The organism is Azospirillum lipoferum 4B, from assembly GCF_000283655.1.
In the GTDB taxonomy this organism is placed as follows: Bacteria; Pseudomonadota; Alphaproteobacteria; order Azospirillales; family Azospirillaceae; genus Azospirillum; species Azospirillum lipoferum_C.
In genome coordinates this window covers 207,215-230,141 of record NC_016586.1, presented here as the reverse complement: position 1 = coordinate 230,141, position 22,927 = coordinate 207,215, and the positions used below count along the sequence as shown (strand labels likewise).

Annotated in this window: 20 protein-coding genes and 1 riboswitch; of the genes, 11 read left to right on the top strand and 9 right to left on the bottom strand. The window is 68.0% G+C overall.

Annotated elements, in window-relative coordinates:
* The first annotated feature begins 402 nt into the window (after positions 1 to 402).
* From AZOLI_RS19335 to AZOLI_RS19300, 8 genes are all read left to right on the top strand, one after another.
* Positions 403 to 1,374, top strand: a complete 972-nt coding sequence (locus AZOLI_RS19335; RefSeq protein ID WP_014188817.1) for a Bug family tripartite tricarboxylate transporter substrate binding protein — start codon at positions 403 to 405, stop codon at positions 1,372 to 1,374.
* Between the two features lie 60 nt (positions 1,375 to 1,434).
* On the top strand, positions 1,435 to 2,412 hold the full coding sequence (locus tag AZOLI_RS19330; RefSeq protein ID WP_014188816.1) for a Bug family tripartite tricarboxylate transporter substrate binding protein: 978 nt from the start codon (positions 1,435 to 1,437) through the stop codon (positions 2,410 to 2,412).
* A 68-nt stretch (positions 2,413 to 2,480) separates the two neighbouring features.
* Entirely contained in the window at positions 2,481 to 2,963 is a 483-nt protein-coding gene (locus tag AZOLI_RS19325) for a tripartite tricarboxylate transporter TctB family protein (RefSeq protein ID WP_014188815.1), read from the top strand.
* 27 nt (positions 2,964 to 2,990) lie between these two features.
* Positions 2,991 to 4,511 (top strand): tripartite tricarboxylate transporter permease, encoded by a 1,521-nt coding sequence (locus tag AZOLI_RS19320; protein WP_014188814.1) that lies wholly within the window; start codon positions 2,991 to 2,993, stop codon positions 4,509 to 4,511.
* 58 nt (positions 4,512 to 4,569) lie between these two features.
* The gene (locus AZOLI_RS19315; protein WP_014188813.1) at positions 4,570 to 5,250 is read left to right on the top strand and encodes a TerC family protein; all 681 of its coding nucleotides are present in this window, start codon (positions 4,570 to 4,572) and stop codon (positions 5,248 to 5,250) included.
* A 26-nt stretch (positions 5,251 to 5,276) separates the two neighbouring features.
* On the top strand, positions 5,277 to 6,104 hold the full coding sequence (locus AZOLI_RS19310) for a universal stress protein (protein ID WP_014188812.1): 828 nt from the start codon (positions 5,277 to 5,279) through the stop codon (positions 6,102 to 6,104).
* A 34-nt stretch (positions 6,105 to 6,138) separates the two neighbouring features.
* Positions 6,139 to 6,813, top strand: coding sequence for a response regulator transcription factor (locus tag AZOLI_RS19305; RefSeq protein ID WP_014188811.1), 675 nt, complete (start codon positions 6,139 to 6,141; stop codon positions 6,811 to 6,813).
* The gene (locus AZOLI_RS19300; protein ID WP_014188810.1) at positions 6,785 to 9,367 is read left to right on the top strand and encodes a sensor histidine kinase; all 2,583 of its coding nucleotides are present in this window, start codon (positions 6,785 to 6,787) and stop codon (positions 9,365 to 9,367) included. The genes AZOLI_RS19305 and AZOLI_RS19300 overlap by 29 nt, the downstream gene beginning before the upstream one ends.
* Positions 9,368 to 9,394: 27 nt before the next feature.
* Here AZOLI_RS19300 and btsR read toward each other — a convergent pair whose 3' ends face one another.
* Positions 9,395 to 10,114: a two-component system response regulator BtsR gene (gene btsR, locus AZOLI_RS19295; RefSeq protein WP_014188809.1), complete on the bottom strand. Its 720-nt coding sequence runs from the start codon at positions 10,112 to 10,114 to the stop codon at positions 9,395 to 9,397.
* Positions 10,111 to 11,805 carry a sensor histidine kinase gene (locus tag AZOLI_RS19290; RefSeq protein ID WP_014188808.1) on the bottom strand — a complete coding sequence of 565 codons (1,695 nt, stop codon included), beginning with the start codon at positions 11,803 to 11,805 and terminating at the stop codon, positions 10,111 to 10,113. Before AZOLI_RS19290 ends, btsR begins: the two co-directional genes overlap by 4 nt.
* A gap of 336 nt (positions 11,806 to 12,141) precedes the next feature.
* Between AZOLI_RS19290 and AZOLI_RS19285 the strand changes: the two genes are divergently transcribed.
* Both AZOLI_RS19285 and AZOLI_RS19280 read left to right on the top strand, forming a co-directional pair.
* On the top strand, positions 12,142 to 13,416 hold the full coding sequence (locus AZOLI_RS19285) for a serine/threonine transporter (RefSeq protein WP_044552160.1): 1,275 nt from the start codon (positions 12,142 to 12,144) through the stop codon (positions 13,414 to 13,416).
* A 100-nt stretch (positions 13,417 to 13,516) separates the two neighbouring features.
* The gene (locus AZOLI_RS19280; RefSeq protein WP_014188806.1) at positions 13,517 to 14,923 is read left to right on the top strand and encodes an L-serine ammonia-lyase; all 1,407 of its coding nucleotides are present in this window, start codon (positions 13,517 to 13,519) and stop codon (positions 14,921 to 14,923) included.
* Positions 14,924 to 14,929: 6 nt separating this feature from the next.
* On the opposite strand, the gene gph is transcribed toward AZOLI_RS19280, so the two are convergent.
* The 7 genes from gph to AZOLI_RS19245 all read right to left on the bottom strand — a co-directional run bounded on the left by gph (position 14,930) and on the right by AZOLI_RS19245 (position 21,622).
* Positions 14,930 to 15,622, bottom strand: a complete 693-nt coding sequence (gph, locus tag AZOLI_RS19275; protein ID WP_044552495.1) for a phosphoglycolate phosphatase — start codon at positions 15,620 to 15,622, stop codon at positions 14,930 to 14,932.
* A gap of 110 nt (positions 15,623 to 15,732) precedes the next feature.
* Positions 15,733 to 16,506 carry a 3-oxoacyl-ACP reductase gene (locus AZOLI_RS19270; RefSeq protein ID WP_014188804.1) on the bottom strand — a complete coding sequence of 258 codons (774 nt, stop codon included), beginning with the start codon at positions 16,504 to 16,506 and terminating at the stop codon, positions 15,733 to 15,735.
* A 10-nt stretch (positions 16,507 to 16,516) separates the two neighbouring features.
* The gene (locus AZOLI_RS19265; protein ID WP_014188803.1) at positions 16,517 to 17,515 is read right to left on the bottom strand and encodes an ABC transporter substrate-binding protein; all 999 of its coding nucleotides are present in this window, start codon (positions 17,513 to 17,515) and stop codon (positions 16,517 to 16,519) included.
* 7 nt (positions 17,516 to 17,522) lie between these two features.
* Positions 17,523 to 18,272 carry an ABC transporter permease gene (locus AZOLI_RS19260; RefSeq protein WP_014188802.1) on the bottom strand — a complete coding sequence of 250 codons (750 nt, stop codon included), beginning with the start codon at positions 18,270 to 18,272 and terminating at the stop codon, positions 17,523 to 17,525.
* The gene (locus AZOLI_RS19255; RefSeq protein ID WP_014188801.1) at positions 18,269 to 19,051 is read right to left on the bottom strand and encodes an ABC transporter ATP-binding protein; all 783 of its coding nucleotides are present in this window, start codon (positions 19,049 to 19,051) and stop codon (positions 18,269 to 18,271) included. The genes AZOLI_RS19260 and AZOLI_RS19255 overlap by 4 nt, the downstream gene beginning before the upstream one ends.
* Positions 19,041 to 20,507, bottom strand: a complete 1,467-nt coding sequence (locus tag AZOLI_RS19250) for an acyl-CoA reductase (RefSeq protein WP_162488325.1) — start codon at positions 20,505 to 20,507, stop codon at positions 19,041 to 19,043. Before AZOLI_RS19250 ends, AZOLI_RS19255 begins: the two co-directional genes overlap by 11 nt.
* Positions 20,508 to 20,521: 14 nt before the next feature.
* Positions 20,522 to 21,622 (bottom strand): long-chain-fatty-acid--CoA ligase, encoded by a 1,101-nt coding sequence (locus AZOLI_RS19245; RefSeq protein WP_014188799.1) that lies wholly within the window; start codon positions 21,620 to 21,622, stop codon positions 20,522 to 20,524.
* 104 nt (positions 21,623 to 21,726) lie between these two features.
* A riboswitch (TPP riboswitch) is annotated at positions 21,727 to 21,859 on the bottom strand.
* Between the two features lie 531 nt (positions 21,860 to 22,390).
* Here AZOLI_RS19245 and AZOLI_RS31450 point away from each other — a divergent pair.
* Entirely contained in the window at positions 22,391 to 22,837 is a 447-nt protein-coding gene (locus tag AZOLI_RS31450) for an Rrf2 family transcriptional regulator (protein ID WP_081505994.1), read from the top strand.
* Positions 22,838 to 22,927: the final 90 nt, after the last annotated feature.

Sequence of the window (22,927 nt, the reverse complement as noted above, 5' to 3'; positions counted from 1 at the left end):
GGAGGCTTTGGCCCCCCGTTTCAGTGCGCCATGGCCGGAACCCGGCCCGGCACGCCCAGCCGATTGTCGCGATCCCGGATATTTCGCCCTCCCCCTCGAAGGCTGACAGGTTCATGACAGGTTCGTCTGATAGATAATCACCAACACGAATAATCGCTCTGGGGAGAAACGTCATGGCGGACCAGCCCGCGCGGCCTCCGGCAGAAGGCCGCATACCCGTTTTCCATGGCGCCGCGCACGGCGCAGGCGCCGGCGGATCGATCCTGCTCCCGGATATGCCGTTTGCGGAGCGACGGCCCGGGCAGCCTGGCAGCGGGGCGGCGCAGCCGTCTCTGCCGGCAGGTCAACCGGGTCATCAACGATAAGTCCGAACGGGGACAGAATCAGTCGGGAGGGTTCATCATGAAAGTCGGCATTTCCGCCAAGCTGGCATTCGCAGCGGCGGTGGCGTTCGGCACCGCATCCTTCACCGCACCGGCTTCCGCCGAACTGAAATCGGTGGAGATCATCGCCCCGGCCAATCCCGGCGGCGGTTACGACCAGCATGCCCGCGCGATGCAGCAGGTGATGCAGAACCACAAGCTCGCCTCCGGCGTCCAGGTGGTCAACATCCCCGGCGCCGGCGGCACCATCGGGCTCAGCCAGTTCGTCACGGCGAAGAAGCGCAATCCCGGCATGATGATCAGCGGCCTCGGCATGATCGGCGCCATCCTGATCAACAAGTCGCCGGTGACGCTCGATCAGGTGACGCCGCTGGGCCGCCTGACCGGCGAATACCAGCCGATCGTCGTGGCGGCGGATTCGCCGATCAAGACGCTCGACGACCTGATCCGGAAGTTCAAGGCCGATCCCGGCTCGGTGTCCTGGGGCGGCTTCGCCGTCGGCAGCCCCGACCACATCCTGTACGCCCTGCTCATCAAGGCGGCGGGCGGCGATGTCGGCAAGATGAACTACATCGCGGCCGGGGCCGGCGGCGAGATGATGGCGTCGATCCTGGGCGGCCATATCACCGTCGCCACCGGCGGCTACAACGAGATGGCCTCGCAGCTCCAGGCCGGAAAGCTGCGCGCGCTCGCCATTTCCGCGCCGCAGCGCGTGCCCGGCATCGACATCCCGACCTTCAAGGAACAGGGCGTCGATGTCGAACTGGTGAACTGGCGCGCCGTGATGGCACCGGGGAACCTGAAGGCGGACGAGCTGAAGGCGATGGACGAGGCCGTCGGCGCGATGGTCAAGACCGACGAATGGAAGCAGATCGCCAAGGAGCGCGGCTGGATCGACCTCTACCTGCCGGCCGACCGCTTCGCCGCCTTCCTCAAGGAGGAGCGCAGCCGGATCGGCTCCGTGCTGACCGACCTCGGCCTCGTCAAGTAACGCCTCGAGCACCGCGATCCCGTAACGCACCTCATCAACAAAAACACCAGGAGGATCCCCATGGGTACCCGTCACGCCACCTTCTTCAAAGGTCTCTTCGCCGCCGCCGCCCTGATCGCCGGCACCGTCACCGCAACCCCGTCCCTGGCCGAGTTGAAGGGGCTGGAGATCATCGCCCCCGCCAGCCCCGGCGGCGGCTGGGACCAGCATGCGCGCGCGCTGCAGCAGGTTCTGCAGAACCAGAAGCTGGCCTCCGGCGTCCAAGTCGCCAACATCCCCGGCGCCGGCGGCACCATCGGACTGGCGCAGTTCGTCACCGCCAAGAAGCGCAACCCCGCCATCCTGGTCGGCGGCCAGATCATGCTGGGCGCAATCGTCACCAACAAATCCGCGGTCACGCTGGAGCAGGTGGCGCCGCTGGCCCGGCTGACCGGCGAATACACCGGCATCGTCGTGCCGGCCGACTCGCCCATCAAGTCCTTCGGCGACCTTCTGCAGAAGTTCAAGGCCGATCCCGGTTCGGTGTCGTGGGGCGGCGGGTCTGCCGGCGGCAGCGACCAGATCCTCGCCGGGCTGATCGCCAAGGCGGTCGGCGTCGATCCGGCCAAGGTCAACTACGTCGCCACCGCCGGCGGCGGCGAGCTGCTGGCCTCGGCGCTGGGCGGCCACGTCACGCTGGGCTTGGGCGGCTACTCCGAATTCACGCCGCAGATCCAGGCCGGAAAGCTGCGCGCCATCGCCGTCTCCGCGCCGCAGCGCCTGCCGGGCACCGACACCCCGACCCTGAAGGAACAGGGAGTCGACCTGGAATTCGTCAACTGGCGCGGCATCTTCGCCCAGGCCAACGCCAAGCCGGCCGAGATGAAGGAGCTTCAGGAGGCGGTGGCCAAGGCGGTCGCCAGCCCCGAATGGCAGGAAATCCTGAAGCAGCGCGGCTGGATCGACCAGTACCAGCCGGCCGACCGGTTCGCCGGCTTCCTGAAGGAAGACCGCACCCGCATCGAAGGCACGCTGAAGGAACTCGGCATCGCCAAGTAACTGCGGCAACGGCGCGGGCGCCCGTAAATCGGGAGCGCCCGCCACCGAATAGACACCGGGAGGATGCGATGACCACTGGCCGCAGTTTGCGGATCGGCGAAGCCTTGCTCGGCGGCGGCCTGTTCGCCCTGGGCGCCCTGATCGCCGTCGAGACCATGCTGACCCCGTCCGCCGGCCGCGGAGTCGTCGGCCCTGCCCTGTTCCCCTACCTGATCTCGGCCGGCCTGATGCTGGTCGCCCTGTCGCTGCTGCGCGAGGCCTTCGCCGGTCACATCGCCCATGATGGCGGGCTGGAACTGGACCTGCGGGCGGTGATGCTGGTCGCGGCCGGGCTGGCCGCGCAGTTCCTGCTGATCGAGTATCTCGGCTGGATTCCGGCCGCCGCCCTTCTGTTCGTCGCGGTGGCGCGCGCCTTCGGCAACCGCCGCTTTTTTGTGAACGCCGCATTCGGGCTCGTGCTCTCCGGCGCGACCTTCGCGGTCTTCAATTACGGCCTCGACCTGAACCTGCCGATCGGCACCGTCGGCGAGTGGTTCCTGCCGGCCGAATAAGCGTCCTTTCGGGAAGGAAACGCATCCATGGACACCCTCGCCGCGCTCGGCCACGGATTTCTCGTGGCGTTGACGCCCTACAACCTGCTGTGGTCGGCCATCGGGGTCACCGTGGGCACGGCGGTCGGCGTCCTGCCCGGCATCGGCCCGGCGCTAACCGTGGCTTTGCTGCTGCCTGTCACCTACCATCTGGAGCCGACCTCCGCCTTCATCATGTTCGCCGGCATCTATTACGGCGCCATGTATGGCGGCTCCACCACCTCGATCCTGCTGAACGCGCCGGGCGAGTCGGGCAGCATCGTCACCGCCATCGACGGCCATGCCATGGCCCGCCAGGGCCGCGGCGCCCAGGCGCTCGCCACCGCCGCCATCGGCTCCTTCATCGCCGGCACCATCGCCACCGCGGCGCTGACCTTCGTGGCGCCGCTGATGGTGAAGATGGCGCTGCTGTTCGGCCCGGCGGAGTATTTCGCCCTGATGGTGCTGGCGCTGACCACCGTCACCGCGGTGCTGGGCAATTCGCTGGCCCGCGGGCTGGGCAGCCTGTTCCTCGGGCTGGCGCTGGGGCTGGTCGGCATCGACATGCAGACCGGTCAGGCGCGGCTGGCCTTCGGCGTGCCGGAGCTGCTGGACGGCATCGACACCGTCGTCGTCGCGGTCGGGCTGTTCGCGGTGGGCGAGACGCTCTATGTCGCCTCGCGCTTCCGCTTCGAGCGGGAGGAGGTCTATGCGCTGAAGGGCTCCAAATGGATGAGCCGCGAGGACTGGTCGCGCTCCTGGAAGCCCTGGCTGCGCGGCACCCTGCTGGGCTTCCCCATCGGCGCGCTTCCGGCCGGCGGCAGCGAGATCCCGACCTTCCTGTCCTACCTTGTCGAAAAGCGTCTGGCGAAGAAGCCGGAGGAGTTCGGCCACGGCGCCATCGAGGCGGTGGCAGGCCCGGAGGCCGCCAACAACGCGTCAGCCGCCGGCGTGCTGGCGCCGCTGCTGTCGCTCGGCCTGCCGACCTCGGCCACGGCGGCAATCATGCTGGCCGCCTTCCAGCAATACGGCCTGCAGCCCGGCCCGACGCTGTTCGACAGCAACCCGGAACTGGTCTGGGGCATGATCGCCAGCCTCTATGTCGGCAATGTCCTGCTGCTTCTGCTGAACCTGCCGCTGGTGGGGATGTGGGTGAAGCTGCTGGTCATCCCGCGGCCCTGGCTCTATGCCGGCATCCTGGTGTTCTCCACGCTTGGCGCCTACACGCTGAACAACAATGTGGTCGATCTGGTCATCCTGTGGGTGATCGGGCTGGTCGGCTTCGGCATGCGGGTGCTGAACGTGCCGGTGGCGCCCTGCGTCGTCGGGCTGATCCTGGGGCCGCTGGCCGAACAGCAGTTCCGCCGCGCGCTCGCCATCAGCCAGGGCGACGCCACCGTCTTCATCACCCATCCGATTTCCGCCGCGCTGCTCGCCATCGCCCTGCTGCTGGTGGTCGGCCCGCTGGTGATGCGCCGCCGCAACCGGACCGCCGCGTCCGACCATGCCGGCAAGACCTCGACGGTCTGATCGCCCACTCTTTGCCGGCTTCCCCCTCCCAGCCTGACATCCGGAAGGACTTGTGTTCATGGACTCCCTCGATCTTTGGCCGCAGCTCGTCGCGTTGGGGCAGGTCGTCGCGATCGATCTCGTGCTTGCCGGCGACAACGCCATCGTCGTCGGCATGGCCGCTGCCGCGGTGCCGATGGCCCAGCGCCGGAAGGTCATTTTCTGGGGCATCGCCGCCGCCATCGGGCTGCGCATCTTCTTCGCGCTGATCACCGCTCAGCTTCTCGCCATCATCGGCCTGACCCTGGCCGGCGGCGTGCTGCTGCTGTGGGTGTGCTGGAAGATGTTCCGCGAGCTGCGCTCCCATGGCACGGACGAGGTCGCGCCGGACGAGGCGATGGCAGCGCCCGATGTCTCCGCCGGCAGCGGTGGCGCAGCGGTCGGCACCGCGGCGGCGGCAGCGGCGGCCGGAACCACGGTGGGCGCGGCCATCTGGCAGATCGTCGTCGCCGACGTGTCGATGTCGCTCGACAACGTGCTGGCGGTGGCCGGCGCCGCCAAGGACCATCCGACCATCCTGGTCATCGGCCTGATCCTGTCGGTCGTGCTGATGGGTGCTGCGGCGAACGTGATCGCGCACATGCTGCACAAGCACCGCTGGATCGGCTGGGTCGGCCTTCTCATCATCACCTACGTCGCCCTCGACATGATCTGGCGCGGCAGCCGGGAGGTGCTTAACCACACCGCCTTGATCCTGTGAGCCGGTCCCTGTACGGAGAACACGCAATGAAGAAGGTTCTCGTTCCCCTCACCGGCCGTCCGCTGGACCGCCGCGCCGTCGCCTCCGCCTTCCTGGTCGCCGAACGTTTCGGCGCCCATGTGGAGGGGCTCAGCGTCATGCCGCAGGTGGAAATCCGCACCTCCATCGAAAGCGCCGCCATACCCAAGGCGCTGGTGGAGCAGCTGATCCGCATCGGCCAAGCCGAACAGGTGGAGGTGGTGGACGCCGCCCACCAGCTGTTCGACGAATTCCGCGGCCGCCATGGCGGCGTCACCGCCTCCTGGCAACAGGCGACCGGCCCGCTGGCGGAAACCGTGTCGGAGGAGGCTCGGCTGGCCGACATCGCCGTGATCGCCCAGGCGTCCGACGGCACCAACGCCATGGGTCCGGTGATCGAGGCGGCGCTGTTCGGCTCCGGCCGGCCGCTTCTGCTGGCACCGAAGGCGGAGCCGCCGTCGCTCGGCAACACTGTCGCGGTCGCCTGGGACGGCGGTGCGGCGGCGGCCCGCGCGGTCGCCACGGCCATCCCCTTCCTGCACCGGGCCGGCAAGGTCGTCGTGCTGTCCACCGACACGCCGCAGGACAGCCGCTCGGCCGATCCCGACCGGCTGACCGGCTATCTCGCCCTGCACGGCATCGTCGCCACCGTCCAGCGCATCTCCGTGTCCTCCGGCGTCAGCCGGGCGCTGCTGGAGAACGCCCAGGCGCTGGGCTGCGACCTGCTGGTGATGGGCGGCTACGGCCACAGCCGCGTCCGCGAGCGGGTGTGGGGCGGCGTGACACTGGACATCCTGCGCGAACCGCCCACACTGCCGATCCTGATGGCCCATTGAGGCGTCGGACGGGTCCAGACCGGAGGGGCAGCCCATGCGCATTCTCGTCGTCGAAGACACCGAGGATCTGGCCGACGCCATCGTCCATCGCCTGCGCAAGCTGGGCTATGCGGTGGACTGGGTGGCCGACGGCCATGAGGCGGAGGAGCTGCTGCGCCGGGAGCCCTATCAGCTGGTTCTTCTCGACATCATGCTGCCGGGCATCGACGGGCAGGCGCTGCTGGGCCAGCTGCGCCGCCGCCGCAACGCCACGCCGGTGCTGATGATGACCGCCCGGTCGCAGGTGGATGTGAAGATCGACCTGCTCGACCTCGGCGCCGACGACTTCATCGTCAAGCCGTTCGACCTGCGCGAGCTGGAGGCGCGCTGCCGGGCACTGCTGCGCCGCTCCCACGGCATGGCGTCGTCGCGCACCCAGTTCGGCAACATCCTGTTCGACGCCGCCGCCAAGCTGGTGGAGGTCGACGGGCGGCCGGTCGAGCTGGGCGGGCGCGAGTTCCGGCTGCTGGAGCTTTTCCTCGGCCACCTCGGCGCGGTGATGTCGAAGGAGGATCTGATGGACCGCCTGTTCAGCCTGGACCAGCCCACCGCGCTGAATGCCATCGAGTTGTACGTCTCGCGGCTGCGGCGCAAGATGCAGGGATCGTCGATGGAGATCCGCACGGTTCGGGGGCTGGGATATGTGGCGGAAATCCGCAACGGGGAGTGAGGGGACCTATTCGCTGCGCCGCCGACTGTTCATCCGGCTGCTCGGCGTGCTGGCGGTTCTGACCGGCTGCCTGTTCCTGTTCGTCGACGCCTATGCCCGGCGCGCCGCCGATGCCGCCTTCGACCGCCTGCTGGCGGCCTCCGCCCTGTCCATCGCCGACACGGTGCGCGTCCAGGACGGCCGATTCCTGGTCGATCTGCCCTATTCCTCGCTCAGCATCCTCGCACAGGGGGGAGAGGAGCAGGGCGGCGGTCGCGACCGGCTGTTCTACCGCATCGTCGCGCCGGACGGATCGCCGGTCACGGGGTACGACGACCTGCCGGTGACCGCCAAGTCCGGCACAAGCGTCCGCCCACAATTCGCCGATGCCACCTACCGCGATGCGCGGGTGCGCGTCGCCACGCTGGACCGCTTCGTGGCGCAGCCGGGGCTCGCCGGCTGGGTCACCATCGCCGTCGCCCAGACGCGGGAGGAGCGGCAGGCATTGGCGCGCGACATCCTCGCCAACGCCTTCCTGCCCATCGTCTTCGCCATGCTGGCCTTAGCCGGGCTGGTGTGGTTCGGCATCCGGCAGGCGCTGGCGCCGCTCGGCTCGCTGGAGCGCGTGCTGCGCGACCGGCATGCCCGCGACCTCTCCCCCATCGCCATGCCGCCGCCGCAGGAGGTGTCGCAGCTGGTCCATGCGATCAACCAGCTGATGGAGCGGCTGAAGTCGAACCTGGACACCATGCAGACCTTCCTGGCCGACGCCGCCCACCAGATCCGCACGCCGCTCGCCAGCCTGCGCCTGCAGGCCGAGCTTGCGGCGGACGAGGACGACCCCGCCGCCCTGCGCCGCATCGCCCAGCGCGTCCACCGCAATGCGGTGGAGGCGAGCCAGCTGACCAGCCAGCTTCTCAACCACGCCATGGTGATGCACCGCAGCGAGGCGCTGAATCCGGAGGACGTGGACATCGGCGCCCTGTTGGAGCAGGTGATCCAGCGGGCGCGGCCCGTCGCCGGAGAGACGCCGATCCGGCTGGAGGTCGATCCCGCGGCCGAACCGGGGCTGGTCCCCGGCGACGCCATCAGCCTGCGCGAGGCGCTGACCAACCTCGTGGACAACGCGGTGAAATACGCCGGTGCGGTGAAGCATGAAGGGTCTGGCGGCACCATAGACGTGTCCCTGGCCCGGCGGCCCGGCGACCGCGGCCTGCGCATCGAGGTGGCCGACCGCGGTCCCGGCATTCCCGACGCGGAAAAGACGAAGGTGCTGACCCGCTTCGGACGCGGCAGTTCGGCGGCCGGGGTCGCCGGCAGCGGGCTGGGGCTGGCCATCGTCCATTCCGTTGCCGAGGCGCACGGCGCCGCCCTGTCGCTGCTCGACCGTCCGGGCGGCGGGCTGGTGGCGCGGATCGACTTCCCCGGCGCGCTCGCCAACTCCACTGCCGCATCCGAGCCGGTCGCCACCCCGTCCGGCGGCCAGACGGCATTGCTGGTCCTGGCCTTCGCGGCATTGACCGCGCTGTGGTCGCCCCAGCAGGCGGCAGCTCAAACGGCGGCGCAAACGGCGACACAGACCATCACCTACCCGGCCCCCGGCACGGCGCGGGACCGGCTGCGCATCCATGCGGCCACCGACCGTCAGGCGATGGAGCCGCTGGTCCTCGACTTCCAGCGCGTGCATCCGGACATCACGGTGGAGTATGTCGACGTCGGCACGTCCGAGCTGTACGCCCGCGCGGTCAGGGATGCCGAGACGGACAAGCCGGATCTGCTGATCAGCTCCGCCGCCGACCTTCAGGTCAAGCTGGTGAATGACGGCCACACCCAACCCCACATCCCGGCCGGCAGCCAACTCCTGCCGGGCTGGGCCAATTGGCGGAACGAGGCCTTCGGCTTCACCTTCGAGCCGGCGGTGATCGCCTATGACCGCAACCGCCTGCCCGAAGACCGGGTGCCGCGCACCCGCGAGGCGCTGATCCGGCTGCTGCGCGAGGGTCGCGCCGAATATGGCCGGCTGGTCGCCACCTACGACGTCACGATCAGCGGCATCGGCTATCTTCTGGCCTCGCACGACGCGCTGCTGTTCAGCCAATACTGGCAACTCGTGGCCTTGATGGGAAACGCCCAGGTGCGGACGGCCTGCTGCAGCGCCGACCTTCTCGACATGGTGGAGCGGGGCGAGGCGCTGATCGCCTACAATGTGCTGGGCTCCTACGCGCGGGCGCGGGTGGCGGCCGGCGCCCCCATCGGCATCGTGATGCCGGAGGACTACACGCTGGTCATCTCGCGCGTGGCGGTGATCCCGAAATCGGCCCCGCGCCCCCGGCTGGCCGGCCTGTTCATCGATTACCTGCTGTCCACCCGCGGGCAGGAGGTGGTCGCCGACCGCTCTGCCCTCTACGCGCTGTCCTCCTCGGTGACCCTCGAGGCCTCGGCGGCCGGCCTGCGCTCCAGCACCGTGGCGCCGCTGCAGCCCATCGCGCTCAGTGCGGCGCTGCTGGTCTTCCTCGACCCGCTCAAGCGCGGGACTTTCCTGCAGCAATGGCAGTCGGCGGTCCAGCTGCCCTAAAAACTCACAAATTCCAAGGCTTCGCCGTCACAGGATCCCGAGCCGCTCCTTGATCTGCGGGAAGAAGCGCCGGCTGACGGGAATGACCTGCCCGCGCTTCGTGCTGATTTCCGCGAGGCCGTTCTCAAGGAAATTGATCTTCTCGATGCAATCGGTGTTGACCAGATATTGCCGGTGGCAGCGCAGCAGCGGCGTCCGGTCCTGAAGGATGTGGAGGGGAAGCTCCGTCGGCCGTTCGGTGCCGTCGGTGGAGACCACATAGACGCCGCTGACGCCGGACGCCACATGCTCGACATCCTCCATGCGCACCAGCTGCACATGGTGCTGCCCGAAGCAGGGAATCTGGCGGAGCTGGTTGGCGCCCGGAAGCTGGTCGATCTTCTGCGGCTCGCGGTCACGGCGAAGGCGCTGCAGCGTCTTGTCGAGACGGGCCTGGTTGACCGGCTTCAGCAGGTAATCGAAGGCGTGCTGTTCGAACGCCTGGACCGCATACTCGTCGTACGCGGTCAGGAAGACGATGTGCGGCATCTTCTCATGGTCGAGCATGCTCAGCATCTCGATGCCGCTCACCCGCGGCATCTGGATGTCCAGGAACACCACGTCCGGCTTTTCCCGGTTGATCGCGCCGATGGCGTCGATGGCGTTGCTGCATTCCCCGACGATGGCGATGTCGGCGGCCTTCGAGAGAACGCGGCGAAGCTCCTTGCGTGCCAGCGGTTCGTCATCGACGATGAGCACGTTGATCATTTGAAAGCGGCCTCCAGAGGAACCCGGATCGTGATGCGGGTGAAGACGTCCCGCTCGGACGCGACGGTAACACCGTAGGACGGACCGAAACAGTTCTTGATGCGGCGGTCGACCAGACTCATGCCTAGCCCTTGGCCTGCCGGTTTCGCCTCGTAAAGCCCGGCATCGTCCTCCACGTCGATGACCAGAACGTCGCCGTCATCGCGGGCCTTGATCGAGACATGGCCGGGACGGAGAAGCTGCGACGTGCCGTGCTTGATCGCATTCTCCACCACCGGTTGAAGCGTGAAGGCCGGCAGCCGCACCCGGCCAAGGCTGTCGGGGATGTCGATGTCCACCGACAGGCTGTCGGAAAAGCGCGCCAGCTCGATCTGCAGATAGGCGTTCACATGCTCGATCTCCTCGGCCAGGGGGGCGATCTGGCTCGGGCGTTTCAGGTTCATGCGGAAGAAGGTGGACAGGTCGCCGATCAGGTCGCGGGCCTTTTCCGGATCGTCGCAGGTGACGGCGGCGATGGTGTTCAGCGCGTTGAACAGGAAATGCGGGTTCACCTGGGCATGCAGCAGCTTGATCTCCGCCTGCGCCAGCAGGGCCTTCTGCTGCTCGTAGCGCCCGGCGAGGATCTGGCTCGACAGCAGCTTGGCGATGCCTTCCCCCAGCGTGCGGTTGATGGTGGAGAACAGCTTGGTCTTGGGCTCGTACAGCTTGATCGTGCCGATGACATGGCTGTCCTCGCCGACCAGCGGGATGACCAGCGACGCCCCCAGCGGACAGGTCGGGCTGATCGAGCACTGATAGGCCACCTCGTTGCCGTCGGCATAGGTGACCTCGTTGTTGGCGATGGCGTCCAGCGTGCTGGTTGAGGAAATCCGCGTGCCGGGCAGGTGATGGTCGTCGCCGATGCCGATGAAGGCGAGGATCTTCTCGCGGTCGGTGATGGCGACGGCACCCACCCCGGTCTCCTCATAGATGATCCGGGCGACGGTCATGCTGTTTTCCTGGTTGAAGCCGCGGCGCAGCACGCCGTCGGCCCGCGCGGCGATTGCCAGCGCCTTCGCGGAGAACAGGCTGGACTGCCGCTCGATCAGCGCCCGGCGGTCGAGCAGGATGCCCATGAACATCGCCGCGCCCAGCGAATTGGCGATCAGCTCCGGCACCGCGATCAGCTTGACGATCTCCAGCGTCTGGTCGAAGGGCTTCGCCACCGCGAGATCGATCAGCAGTTCCAGCACCACCCCGACGAAGGTCAGCGCGCCGGCCTTGACCGGATCGAACAGGGTGCGGATCCTGCCCCGCCTGATGAGGTGGCGGTGCATCAGGCCGCCCAGCACGCCCTGCACGACGATGTCGATGGCGGCGGCGAGCGCGAAGGCGCCGCCCAGCGAATAGCGGTGCAGCCCGCCGGTGATGCCGACCGCAAGCCCGACAACCGGACCGCCGAGAAGACCGCCGAGAACGGCGCCGATCGCCGGCGTGTTGGCGATGGCATGGACCACCGGCATGCCGAGCACGGTCCCCATGATGCAGAACAGCGAGAAGATGACGTAGCAGGCCAGCTTGTGCGGCGGTCGGATCGTCGCATGCGTCAGCGGAATGAAGATCTTCGTCCGGCTGAGGAGATAGGCCACCACAAGATAGACGCACATCTGCTGGAGCAGGACCAGCGAGAGGCCCACGGGATCAATTTGCATCGGTTGAAGCTCCCTACACCCGCGCATCCGGACCGTCGGGTCCGGGCAGGTGAGCGACGGCATGTGCTGGGTTGAGGCGCATGGTGTGAACCATCCCCGGCCGAAAGGCCAGTGGGAAGCGGCGGGACGCGCCGTTCACCCCCCGCAGGCCGCCGCTCGCCCCCGGCCGCCTCCGCTCATTTTTCCATTCCGCCGCTCATTTCGCTATTCCACCGCTCCTGAGTTCGGCCAGGAATTGCCGGCGGTGTGTTGCTAGGCTTCCTCCAGGTCAACAAAGCGCAGCCTTTCCGTGATGGCCTGAACATCCACGAACGAAGGCATGCTGGAGGCATAAAAATGGTCAGCATCTCAACGGAATCCACGAGGCTTGGCAATCCTCCACTGCCGTGGACCAAGCATGACACCATGTGGATGCTTGGGCTGTTCGGAACGGCTATTGGCGCAGGCACGCTTTTTCTTCCCATCAACGCCGGGCTCGGCGGCTTCTGGCCCCTGGCGGTGATGGCGGTCATCGCCTTCCCGATGACCTATCTGGCCCATCGCGGCCTGTGCCGCTTCATCCTGTCCTCGTCCAAACCGGGCAGCGACATCACCGAGGTGGTGACCGAGCATTTCGGTGCCACCGCGGGCAAGCTCATCACCCTGCTGTACTTCTTCACCATCCTGCCGATCCTGCTGATCTACGGCGTCGGCCTGACCAACACGGTCCAGAGCTTCATGGTGCATCAGTTGGGCATGGTGCCGCCACCGCGCATCCTGCTGTCGCTCGGCCTGATCCTCGGGCTGATGGCCGTCATCAAGCTGGGCGAGCAGATGGTCGTCCGGGTCATGAGCTGGCTCGTCTATCCCTTCGTGCTGGTCCTGATGGGCATCGGCCTGTATCTCGCCCCTGACTGGAACGGCGCGATCCTCGAGCAAGCCCCGACCGCCGGCCAGTTCAGCCTGACCCTGTGGCTCAGCATCCCGGCGCTGGTGTTCTCCTTCAATCACTCCCCGGCCATCTCGCGCTTCGTCGTCGCCCAGCAGAACCAGTATGGCGAAGAGGCTGAAGCGCAGACCACCCGCATCGAGAAATATGCGGTCGTCATGATGGTCCTGGTCGTCATGTTCTTCGTCTTCAGCTGCGTCTTCAGCCTGACCCCGCAGGAACTGGCCGACGCGAAGGCCCAGAACATCTCCATCCTGTCCTATCTCGGCAACAAGTTCGACAACCCGCTGATGGCCCTCCTGACCCCGGCCGTGGCGTTCGTGGCGATCACCAAGTCCTTCTTCGGCCACTATCTCGGCGCCCGCGAAGGCCTGAACGGTCTGATCTCGCAGCAGCTTCGCAGCCAGGGCAAACCCGTCAACCTCAAGGCGATCAACAGCTTCAGCGCCCTGTTCATGGTCGCCGCCGTGTGGATCGCCGCCACGCTCAACCCCAGCATCCTGGGCATGATCGAATCCCTCTGCGGTCCCATCATCGCCGCCCTGCTCTTCATCATGCCGATGTACGCGATCCGCAAGGTGCCGGCCATGCGCAAATACGCCGGCCAGCCGGGCAACGTGGTGGTGATCTTCATCGGCAGCGTCGCGATGTCCGCCATCCTTTACTCCCTGCTCAGCCTCTGACAATCCCACCGCTTCGCCCCAGGGTGGCGCCCCGTCCGACAACGGCGGGACGCCGCCCGAAGCGGCGAAGAGAAGAACCGGCACAGGAAGGAAGCACGCCATGATCAGCATGTTCGACCTCTACAAGGTCGGTATCGGCCCCTCCAGTTCGCACACGGTGGGACCGATGCGGGCAGCCAAGCAGTTCGTGGATGCCCTGCGCTCCTGCGGCGGGTTCGATGCCACGACCCGCGTCGCGGTCGACGTCTACGGCTCGCTGGCGCTGACCGGCAAGGGCCACCACACCGACGTCGCCCTCATGCTCGGCCTCGCCGGCAACCTGCCGGACACCGTCGCCATCGACACCATCCCCGCCTTCCTGCAGCAGGTGCGCAATTCGCACAGCCTGCCGCTGGGACAGGAGGGCAAGCCCATCGATTTCCCGCCGGCCGCGATCACCTTCCACCGGTCGAACCTGCCCCGGCACGAGAACGGCATGACGATCCAGGCCTTCGACGGCGACCGGCTGCTGCTGGGTAAGACCTATTACTCCATCGGCGGCGGCTTCGTCGTCGAGGACGAGAATTTCGGCAAGCAGAGCGGCGAGGAGGTGGAGCTTCCCTACGCTTACGCCTCTGCCGCCGAGCTGCTGGACCACTGCCGGAAGACCGGCCTGTCCTTCTCCGGCCTGATCCTGCAGAACGAGCTGCGCCTGCACAGCCACCAGGAAATCCGCGACTATTTCGCCAACATCTGGCAGACGATGCGCGCCTGCATGGACCGCGGCATGACGACCGAGGGCGTGCTGCCCGGACCGATGCGGGTCCCGCGCCGGGCCGCCATCCTGCGCCGCCAGCTGGCCTCGTCGGAAGCGCTGTCGCGCGACCCGATGAACGTCGTCGACTGGGTCAACATGTTCGCCTTCGCCGTGAACGAGGAGAATGCGGCGGGCGGCCGCGTCGTCACCGCGCCGACCAACGGCGCCTGCGGCATCGTCCCGGCGGTGCTCGCCTACTACCACAACTTCATCAAGCCGCTGGACGAGGACGCCTGTGTCCGCTTCTTCCTGGCGTCGGCCGCCATCGGCGCGCTCTACAAGCGGAACGCTTCCATCTCCGGCGCCGAGGTCGGCTGCCAGGGCGAGGTCGGCGTCGCCTGCTCGATGGCCGCCGGCGGGCTCGCCGACCTGATGGGCGGCAGCCCCGAACAGGTGTGCATCGCCGCCGAGATCGCGATGGAACACAATCTCGGCCTGACCTGCGACCCGGTCGGCGGGCAGGTGCAGATCCCCTGCATCGAACGCAACGCCATGGGCGCCATGAAGGCGATCAACGCCACGCGCATGGCCCTGCACCGGACCAGCGAACCGCTGGTGTCGCTCGACAAGGTCATCGAGACGATGTTCGAGACCGGCAAGGACATGGACCCGAAATACCGCGAAACCTCCTGCGGCGGTCTGGCGGTCAAGGTGGTCGCGCAGACCGCGCCGCAGACACAGGATGCCGACGGCGTCACCTGGGCGGCCTGACGCCGCTCAGCGCGACAGCCGCTTCGCCAGGTCGGCGAAGCCGTCGAGAATTCCGTCATGCGGGAGAGTGTCGAGCGGAACCCGGGCGTAACCGTAGGGCACCACCAGCACCCGCGCGACACCTGCCGCGCGGGCGGCGGCGACGTCATGCTCATTGTCGCCGACGAAGACCGCCTCATTCGGCTGCACGCCCAGCCTGTCCAGCAATCCCAGCACCGGTTCAGGCGAGGGCTTGCGGGTCGGATAGCTGTCCCCGCCGACCACGGCGGCGAAACGGCCGGCAATCCCCAGATCGTCGAGCAGCCTCAGGGTCGCCGCCATCGGCTTGTTGGTGCAGACGCCGAGCCGCAGCCCGGCCGCCGCCAACGCGTCCAAGGTATCGGCGACACCGGGATAAAGCTGACTGTGGGCGCTGGGATCGGCCTCGTAGATCGACAGGAATCGCGCAAGGCAGCGGGCGGTTTCCTCCGCGGCCGGAACCCCGCCGGTGGCGGCCAGCACGCGCTCCACCAGCTTGGGCGCTCCATCGCCGACGAAGGACCGAACCGACGGCAGGTCGACCGGCGGGCGTCCCAGCTCGGCGAGCAGGAGGTTGGCGGCGTGCATCAGGTCGGCGACACTGTCCACCAGCGTGCCGTCGAGATCGAAGGCGACGGCGCGGATGGGGCGGGACTCGAGGCTGTCGGTGGGATCGGTCACGGTGACGGCACCTTGATGGCTGAGAAAGCGGACCTGCCGGCTGCCGGTCGGGGTCGAACGGCGGGGCCGGGGGCGGAGCATAGCCCAGCCGGCCGTCGGCGCGATATGGGTCAGGTGCCGCCCATCACCAGCCCGCCATCCACCGTCAGCGTCTGGCCGGTCATGAAGCGGCTCCAGTCGGAGGCAAGGAACAGCACCGGCCCGGCGACATCCTCCGGCGTCGCGATGCGGCCGAGCGGCGTCAGGGCGGTGATGCGGTCCTTCACCGGTTCCGGCGTCGACCGGCTGGCGTCGGTGGGATAGACCAGCCCCGGCGCCACGCAGTTGACGCGGATGCCGAACGGCCCCAGCTCCGCCGCCAGGGTGCGGCTGAAGCCGATCAGCGCCGCCTTGGCGGTGGTGTAGTCGTGGTATGGCACGGTCGGCCGCGCCACGAGGTCGGTCGCCATGTTGACGATGCTGCCTCCGCCCCGCCGGCGCAACGCCGGCAGCACCGCCCGGCAGACGGCGTGGGTGCTTTTCAGCGCCCCGTCGATCTGGGTCTGGTAGTCGTCCCACTCGGTTTCCCAGAACAGCCGCCGCCGGTCCGGGTCGAAGACATAGGGCGCGAAGGCGTTGTTGACGACCACGTCCAGCCCGCCGAACTCCGCGACCGCCGTCTCCACCATCCCAGCGACTGCCACGGCGTCGGTCACGTCCGCGCGCAGCGGCAACCCGTCGCCGCCCAGTGCCCGGCACTCCGCCGCCACCGCTTCCGCAGCAGCTTGGTTGCGGAGGTAGTTGACCGCCACCATGGCCCCTTCCGCGGCGAAGGCGCGGGCGATGGCAGCGCCGATGCCGCGCCCGGCGCCGGTGACGAGGATGGCCTTGCCCTGGAAATCCATGACGGTCCCGTCACTGCTTGGGTGGGATCAGGTCGGTGCGCACCACCGTGCCCATGTCGAGCGGGCGGGCGATCAGCCCCAGCTGGTGGAAGGTGTCGGCGCCCTTCTGCATCACGCCGGGATCGAAGGCGCCCAGCCCCTCGCGCTCCGTCGTCTCCGACACGGTGGAGGCGTTGCGCAGCTTGATGATGCCCAGGTTGACCGCCTCGTCCGACCCGTTGATGGCGCGGGTGACGGCGAGGCGGGCCGCCTCCTCCGGGTTGGCGATCATCCAGGCGGCGCTGTCCCGGTAGGCGGCGAGGAAGCGGGCGAGCAGCGGCTTCTTGCTGCGATAGGTCTCCTCGGTCACCACGAAGATGTCGCTCGGCAGGTTCAGGCTGTCGCGCACCTCGATCACGTTCACCTCGGGCAGGCCCTTCAGCCGCGCGACGTAGAGGCCGGTGTCGGTCGCCGCCGTGGCGTCCACCTGCCCCTGGATCACCGGGGCGAAGTTCAGCAGCCCGGTCACCTCGATGGTCACGTCCTTTTCGCTCAAGCCCACCTGATGCAGCAGCACGGCCAGATTCTGGCGGGTGCCGCTCGACAGGCTGTAGACGCCGACGCGCTTGCCCTTCAGGTCGGCGGGCTTGGCGATGCCGTTGGCCTTGGGCGACACCACGTTGAAGACGTTCTGCGGATAGATGTTGTAGATGGCGACCAGCTTCTCGCCCTTGTCCAGCGCCAGATAGAGGGCGGCGGGATCGGTGAAGGCGACGTCGGCCTTGCCGGTCAGCATGGTCTGGATCGCCGACCCGCCGCCGGTGCCGGGCACATAGTCCAGCGCGATGCCCTTGGCCTTGAAGAAGCCCTTGTCGGGTTCGGCCAGCAGGTTGGTGATCTCGCTGATCGGCTGGCTCCAGCCCGCCACCGTCACCTTGTCCAGTGCCTGGGCGAAAGCGCCGGACATGCCGCCCAGCAGCAGCGTCCCGACAAGGGCGGATGCCCCCACCAAACGAGAAAACAGACCCATTTCCCTGCTATCCTTTCGCCTGTCGAGACAACAGCCACCGCTCGATCAGCAGCGTGGCCTGATACATCAGCATGCCCAGCGCGGTGATGACCGCGAACAGGGCGAACATCAGCGGGGTGTCCATCATCCCCTGCGCAGCGATGATCGAGGCGCCCAGCCCCTGGCGCCCGCCGATGAACTCCCCCACCACGGCACCGACCAGCGCCAGCACCACCGCCACGCGCAGCCCGGCCAGGATCACCGGCAGGCCCGCGGGAATCTTGAGCCGCGTCAGGGTGCGCCAGCGCCCGGCGCGCAGCATGCGGAACAGCTCCCGCTTGGCGGGATCGACGCGGTCGAGGCCCGTCAGCGTGTTCTCCAGCAGCGGGAAGAAGCAGATCAACGCGGTGATCGCGACGGTGGAGGTCATGCCGAAGCCGAACCACAGGATGAACAGCGGCGCCAGCGCCAGCTTCGGCACCACCTGGCTGGCGATGACATAGGGGTAGAGCAGCCGGCGCAGTCCCGCGACCTCCGCCAGTGCCACCCCGGCGACGAAACCGACGAGGCAGCCGATGCCGAGACCGAGCGCCATCTCCGCAGCCGTCACCGCCAGATGCGGCAGCAGCCGTCCGCTCGCCAGACCGCTCCACAGCGCAGCCCCCACGGCGGAGGGCGGCGGCAGCACCAGCGCCGGAATCCCCGACCAGCGGCAATAGCCCTCCCACCCCGCCAGAAGCAGCAGCGGCAGCAGGATCGCAGCGAGGCGGTTGGTCATTCCGCCGCCTCCGCCCGCCGGACGCCGGACGCGCCGTCCATGGCATGGCGCAGCTCGCGGCACAGCGCGTTGAATCGCGGGTCATAGCGCACATCGCGCGGGCGCGGACGCGGCAGGTCGATGGACACGCTGTGGCGCAGCCGCCCGTCCGCCATCACCGCCACGCGGTCGCCCAGATAGACCGCCTCGGCGATGTCGTGGGTGACGAACAGCGCGGTGGTGCCGCGCTGCGCGCACAGCCGCAGCAGATCCTCCTGCAGCTCCTCGCGCGTCAGGGCGTCCAGCGCGGCGAAGGGCTCGTCGAGCAGAAGCAGCGCCGGATCGGCGATCAGCGCGCGGGCCAGCGCCACCCGGCTCTGCTGACCGCCCGACAGCGCCCGCGGCCCCCGCTCCGACAGCCCGGCCAGCCCGACCAGTTCCAGCAGGTCCAGCGCGCGGGCGCGGTCGTCGGCGCTGGCGCGGCGGTGCAGCGTCACCGGCAGCAGCACATTGTCGAGCACCGTCAGCCATTCCAGCAGCGTCGGCGCCTGGAAGACGAAGCCCACCGCATCGCCCGGCCCGCGCACCGGCACGCCGTCCAGCCGCACCCCTCCCGCGGCGGGGGAGAGAAGCCCGGCGGCCAGCTTCAGCAGCGTGGTCTTGCCGCAACCGCTGCGCCCCAGCAGGCAGTGGATGGCGCCCCGGCCGACCGACCAGTCGACGCCATCGACGATGGCGGCGGCGCCGTAATCGAAGCGCACGCCCTCGAAGCTCAGGAAGGCCGGCGGGTCAATCGGCATAGCGGGCCAACCCCTCCGCCAGCGCTTCCGCCGAGCGTTCGATCTCCGTCACCGTCACCAGATCCAGCAGGTTGAACCGGCCGTCATGGTGCCAACCCGCCTCCGGCGCGGTCATGCCACCCAAGGCACAAAGCCGCGTCACCCCAGCCGCACCCAGCGGCCCGGCCAGCCGGAACAACTCTTCCGGCGGCGCTGCAATGCCGGCGGTCTGCAGCACGGCGCGGTGCGGTGCGACGCGGCCCGCCACCTCCGCCAGATCGTCCACCGCGACCACGGAAATCGTCCGGTTCAGCGCGGTCGGCGCCAACCCGTCCGGCGCGTCGGTGCAGGACACGCACCAGCCGCCTGCCGGATCCGACAGCAGCAGATGGCCGGACCCGTCCAGGCCGCGCATCGCTTGCCCGTCGCGCCAGCCGGCGACCTCCCCGGCCTCCGCCATCGACAGGGCACGGCGCGGGTGCTTGCGGGATTGCACCGCGAGTTCCTGGGCGAGCAGGACGGCAAAATCCTGCGGCGACAGCCGGCCGCCGCGCTCGACGAACAGGGTCTGCGGCGAATAGCAGCCCTGCTGGTCGTAGCGGGCGATGTCGTGGGCGGCCAGCCGCGCCGTCTCCCCCGCCCGCCGCGGGTCGAGGGCGGCGCGCGACACCATCGCGAAGCTGATCTTGTGGCCGTAGGGCAGGAAGCGGGTGGTCACCGGCACCCGGTCGCGGATCGCCGCCAGCGCCGAATTGCCGCCATAGGCGACCACCGTGTCGGCCTGGGCCAGCCATGCCCGCTCCGCCGCCGCATCGCCGCCCTTCCACCACACTACCGCCAGACAGTCGCCCAGCCTGGGGTCGATCTCCGCCAGCAATTGGGCGAACCAGCCCGCGAACAGCGGCTCGGCGCTGGGCAGCTTGCCGACCGTGCCGGATTTCACCAGCAGGCCGGAGATCAGGCTCCACAAGGGCAGCCCCGGCACATTGCCCGCCCAGACATGCAGCAGCAGGTCGGGGCCGAAGGCGCGGGTGAAGCCGCCCTTGGGCGCCGGCTGGAATTCGTCCAGCACCAGCGGGTTGGCGAAATCCTCCGCCAGGAAGCGACGCAACTCATGCGCGCGGAAGGTCTTCAGATAGCCGGTCAGCCCCAGACGCACCATCTCGGCGTCATAGCCGGTGACGATGGGCAGCAACCGCTCCGCCCGGCGGCGCCATGGGTCCTCGCGGTCGAGCAGCCGCTGGATCGCCACATCGATCACCGCGACGATGTGCGCCGTCGGCAGCGTTTTCAGATAGCCGCGCGCCGCCGCCCGGACCGTCGCCGCGACCCGCTCCACCTGCCCGGAATCCAGCACCGGCACCGCCACGCGCAACGCCGCAGCGCCCGACCCGAAGGTCAGCACGCGCCGCTCCACCGCATCCGGCGGCAGGCCGGGCAGATGGCCTGCCAGTTCCGGTTCGTCGCGGAAGGCCAAGGCCGCGGTCCCGTTCAACCGCGCGCGGCGGCGAGGAAATCCTCCACCGCCAGCGAACAGCCCTTGGCCTGCGCCCCGGCGACGCGGCCCAGCAGGCGGAACCCGCCCTCCTCCAGGATGCCGGCGTCCTCGGTCAGGATGGCGGCGACGGAGTTGACGTGGGCCAGATCATGGTGCACCAGCACGCCCATACCGCCGGCCGGCACGTCCCGCCCGGACAAGGGATCGACGACGCGGCTGCGGATCCAATGCGGGCCGGATTTCAGCGACGGGCAGACCGCGTTGCCGTCGTCGTAGAACTGAGTGCTCAGCTCCGTCATGCCGTACATGTTGATGCAGCGCTGGCGCGGCACGCCGAAGAATTCGGCCAGCTGGCCATAGAACTCGTCCGGTTCCAGTTCGCGCGACTGGCCCTTGAAGCCGCCGGTGTCGAGGATGCGGCTCCCCTCCGGCAGGGCGAAACGGCGTCCGTCGCGCGCCATGGCGTCCATCAGATGCACGAATCCGTAGCTGGCGCCCAGCAGCGCGAAGGGCAGCCCCGACCGTTCGGCGGCATCCAACCGGTCGTAGAGCCCGGCGGTGTCGATGCCCGCCTCGCCGATCCAATGGCGGCTGTCCGGCGTGCCGCACTCCGCCCGCGCCAGCTCCAGGTAATGGGCGAGCGAGGAGTTCGGCATCGCCGTCTCGGTCGGGAACAGGATGCCCATCGCCATCCGCTCTGCCTCCTGCATGAAGCGGCGGCGGAAGTTGAGCAGCATGGAGCGGTCATAGACCGTCAGGGTAGTGTGGTGGATCTGGCCGCGGATGCCGCCCTTGGTCGTGCCGCTGGTCATGAAGATGCGGGCGGACTCCTCCGCCGGGCGGCAGCTGAGCGTCAGGTCCTTGAAGGCGTTGATCGGCACCGCCGGGATGTCGCGCCAGCTCTTCACCCCGCGCGGCGTCCGGCCGCGCTGCATGGCGAAGCGGCGATAGGGCTGGTTGTGCTCGAACTGATGGGCGAACACCGCCAGCGCCAGGGCGTTGAAGGCCTCGTCGGCCGCCGCCCCGGTTCCGATGTCGGCCTCCATGAAGGCCAGGACCCTGTCGTAGATCACGCTGTCGTAGATCGCGCTCACCGCCGCACTCCCCGCCCCGATTTCTCCATGCGGCACCGACCGATGGAGCAACAAACGAATCCGGGACAAGCCTGTGGGGGTATGGATCTGCGCGTCGGCCGCAAAGGCCTTCTCGTCCCGCATCCCTACGCCGGCATGACCCGGATCAGGTTCGAAGGGTTGCCGCGTCGCCTGGACGCGAAGGACCGGGCCGGCGGGTGTCTCAGCCTCCTGAACGAGGCTCCCCTGGGAACGGGACGGAGCCTAGAAGACCATCGCGCCGTCTGTCAACGGCGGGGATGTCGGCTTTGCGGAGGGCGGAAAGGACGGCGCATTGATGATTTTCGCTCTCCGCCCTTTTGTGCCGCTGCCACCCTGTGCCGCAGCAAATCCGATATCGGCTTGGGTGGATCGGCCCTCTCTTCAAGGAGACGCAGATGACCGTTCGCAGATTCGCCATGACGGACGTATCGCTGGAGCGCACGCCCAGACAAGACGCCGATGACCTTGGCCCCGTGCAACGCCTCCCATAGCCGGAGGGTTATACCGCCCACGCGCTACGCTGGCGGCGCCACGTCTCCTCGAATGCCATTGGAAAGGTTGCCCAGGGTGGAATGCATTCGTTTACGGTTAGGACTTACGCCAAAACAACCGCTCCCTCTGGCTGTCGGGCGAGATGGTGTAAGATCCAGCGATTGAAGCGATGTTCAAACGAGGTTCCAGGCAAATGACCTGTTGACAGCCCCATGAGTGTGTAATAATGGTATCGACACACAGACGGATAGCGCCATGCCAACCAGTACCCGCTTTGTTGTTGCCGTTCACATCTTGACCTGTCTTGCGGTAACGGATGGCAAGCCAATGCGTTCTGAGGATCTGGCTTATTCGGCAAACACAGGTGCGGTCGTTGTGCGGGGACTTTTATCCCGTTTGAATGATGCGGGATTGACACGGTCGCAGCTTGGAGCTGGAGGGGGTTCTTTGCTGGCAAAGCCGGCCAACGAGATACGGTTGCTCGATGTCTATCGAGCCGTTGAAGATACCGAATTGTTTTCGCTGCATCGGACCCCACCCTGTGAGAACTGTGCCGTTGGCGGCAACATTCTTGCGGCTCTAAAGCCAACCTTGTTGCGTGCACGCACAGCACTCGAAGATGAACTCGCAAAGGCAACCATTGCAGATATCGCTGCCGATGTGGCGGCGATTGGCAGGTTTTCCATTCCACTCGTCTGGTGATCTGGCACGCCAATAAATGTCGTTACGTCAACAACACACAGTCATTTCGGCGCCCAGGGCGCCGAAATGACTGCCGAAACACTGATCAGC

Bases quoted from the DNA above. Each gene is read 5' to 3' on its own strand.
- AZOLI_RS19335 (WP_014188817.1), top strand. From the start codon at position 403: ATGAAAGTCGGCATTTCCGCCAAGCTGGCATTCGCAGCGGCGGTGGCG.
- AZOLI_RS19330 (WP_014188816.1), top strand. From the start codon at position 1,435: ATGGGTACCCGTCACGCCACCTTCTTCAAAGGTCTCTTCGCCGCCGCC.
- AZOLI_RS19325 (WP_014188815.1), top strand. From the start codon at position 2,481: ATGACCACTGGCCGCAGTTTGCGGATCGGCGAAGCCTTGCTCGGCGGC.
- AZOLI_RS19320 (WP_014188814.1), top strand. From the start codon at position 2,991: ATGGACACCCTCGCCGCGCTCGGCCACGGATTTCTCGTGGCGTTGACG.
- AZOLI_RS19315 (WP_014188813.1), top strand. From the start codon at position 4,570: ATGGACTCCCTCGATCTTTGGCCGCAGCTCGTCGCGTTGGGGCAGGTC.
- AZOLI_RS19310 (WP_014188812.1), top strand. From the start codon at position 5,277: ATGAAGAAGGTTCTCGTTCCCCTCACCGGCCGTCCGCTGGACCGCCGC.
- AZOLI_RS19305 (WP_014188811.1), top strand. From the start codon at position 6,139: ATGCGCATTCTCGTCGTCGAAGACACCGAGGATCTGGCCGACGCCATC.
- AZOLI_RS19300 (WP_014188810.1), top strand. From the start codon at position 6,785: ATGTGGCGGAAATCCGCAACGGGGAGTGAGGGGACCTATTCGCTGCGC.
- btsR (WP_014188809.1), bottom strand. From the start codon at position 10,114: ATGATCAACGTGCTCATCGTCGATGACGAACCGCTGGCACGCAAGGAG.
- AZOLI_RS19290 (WP_014188808.1), bottom strand. From the start codon at position 11,805: ATGCAAATTGATCCCGTGGGCCTCTCGCTGGTCCTGCTCCAGCAGATG.
- AZOLI_RS19285 (WP_044552160.1), top strand. From the start codon at position 12,142: ATGGTCAGCATCTCAACGGAATCCACGAGGCTTGGCAATCCTCCACTG.
- AZOLI_RS19280 (WP_014188806.1), top strand. From the start codon at position 13,517: ATGATCAGCATGTTCGACCTCTACAAGGTCGGTATCGGCCCCTCCAGT.
- AZOLI_RS19270 (WP_014188804.1), bottom strand. From the start codon at position 16,506: ATGGATTTCCAGGGCAAGGCCATCCTCGTCACCGGCGCCGGGCGCGGC.
- AZOLI_RS19265 (WP_014188803.1), bottom strand. From the start codon at position 17,515: ATGGGTCTGTTTTCTCGTTTGGTGGGGGCATCCGCCCTTGTCGGGACG.
- AZOLI_RS19260 (WP_014188802.1), bottom strand. From the start codon at position 18,272: ATGACCAACCGCCTCGCTGCGATCCTGCTGCCGCTGCTGCTTCTGGCG.
- AZOLI_RS19255 (WP_014188801.1), bottom strand. From the start codon at position 19,051: ATGCCGATTGACCCGCCGGCCTTCCTGAGCTTCGAGGGCGTGCGCTTC.
- AZOLI_RS31450 (WP_081505994.1), top strand. From the start codon at position 22,391: ATGCCAACCAGTACCCGCTTTGTTGTTGCCGTTCACATCTTGACCTGT.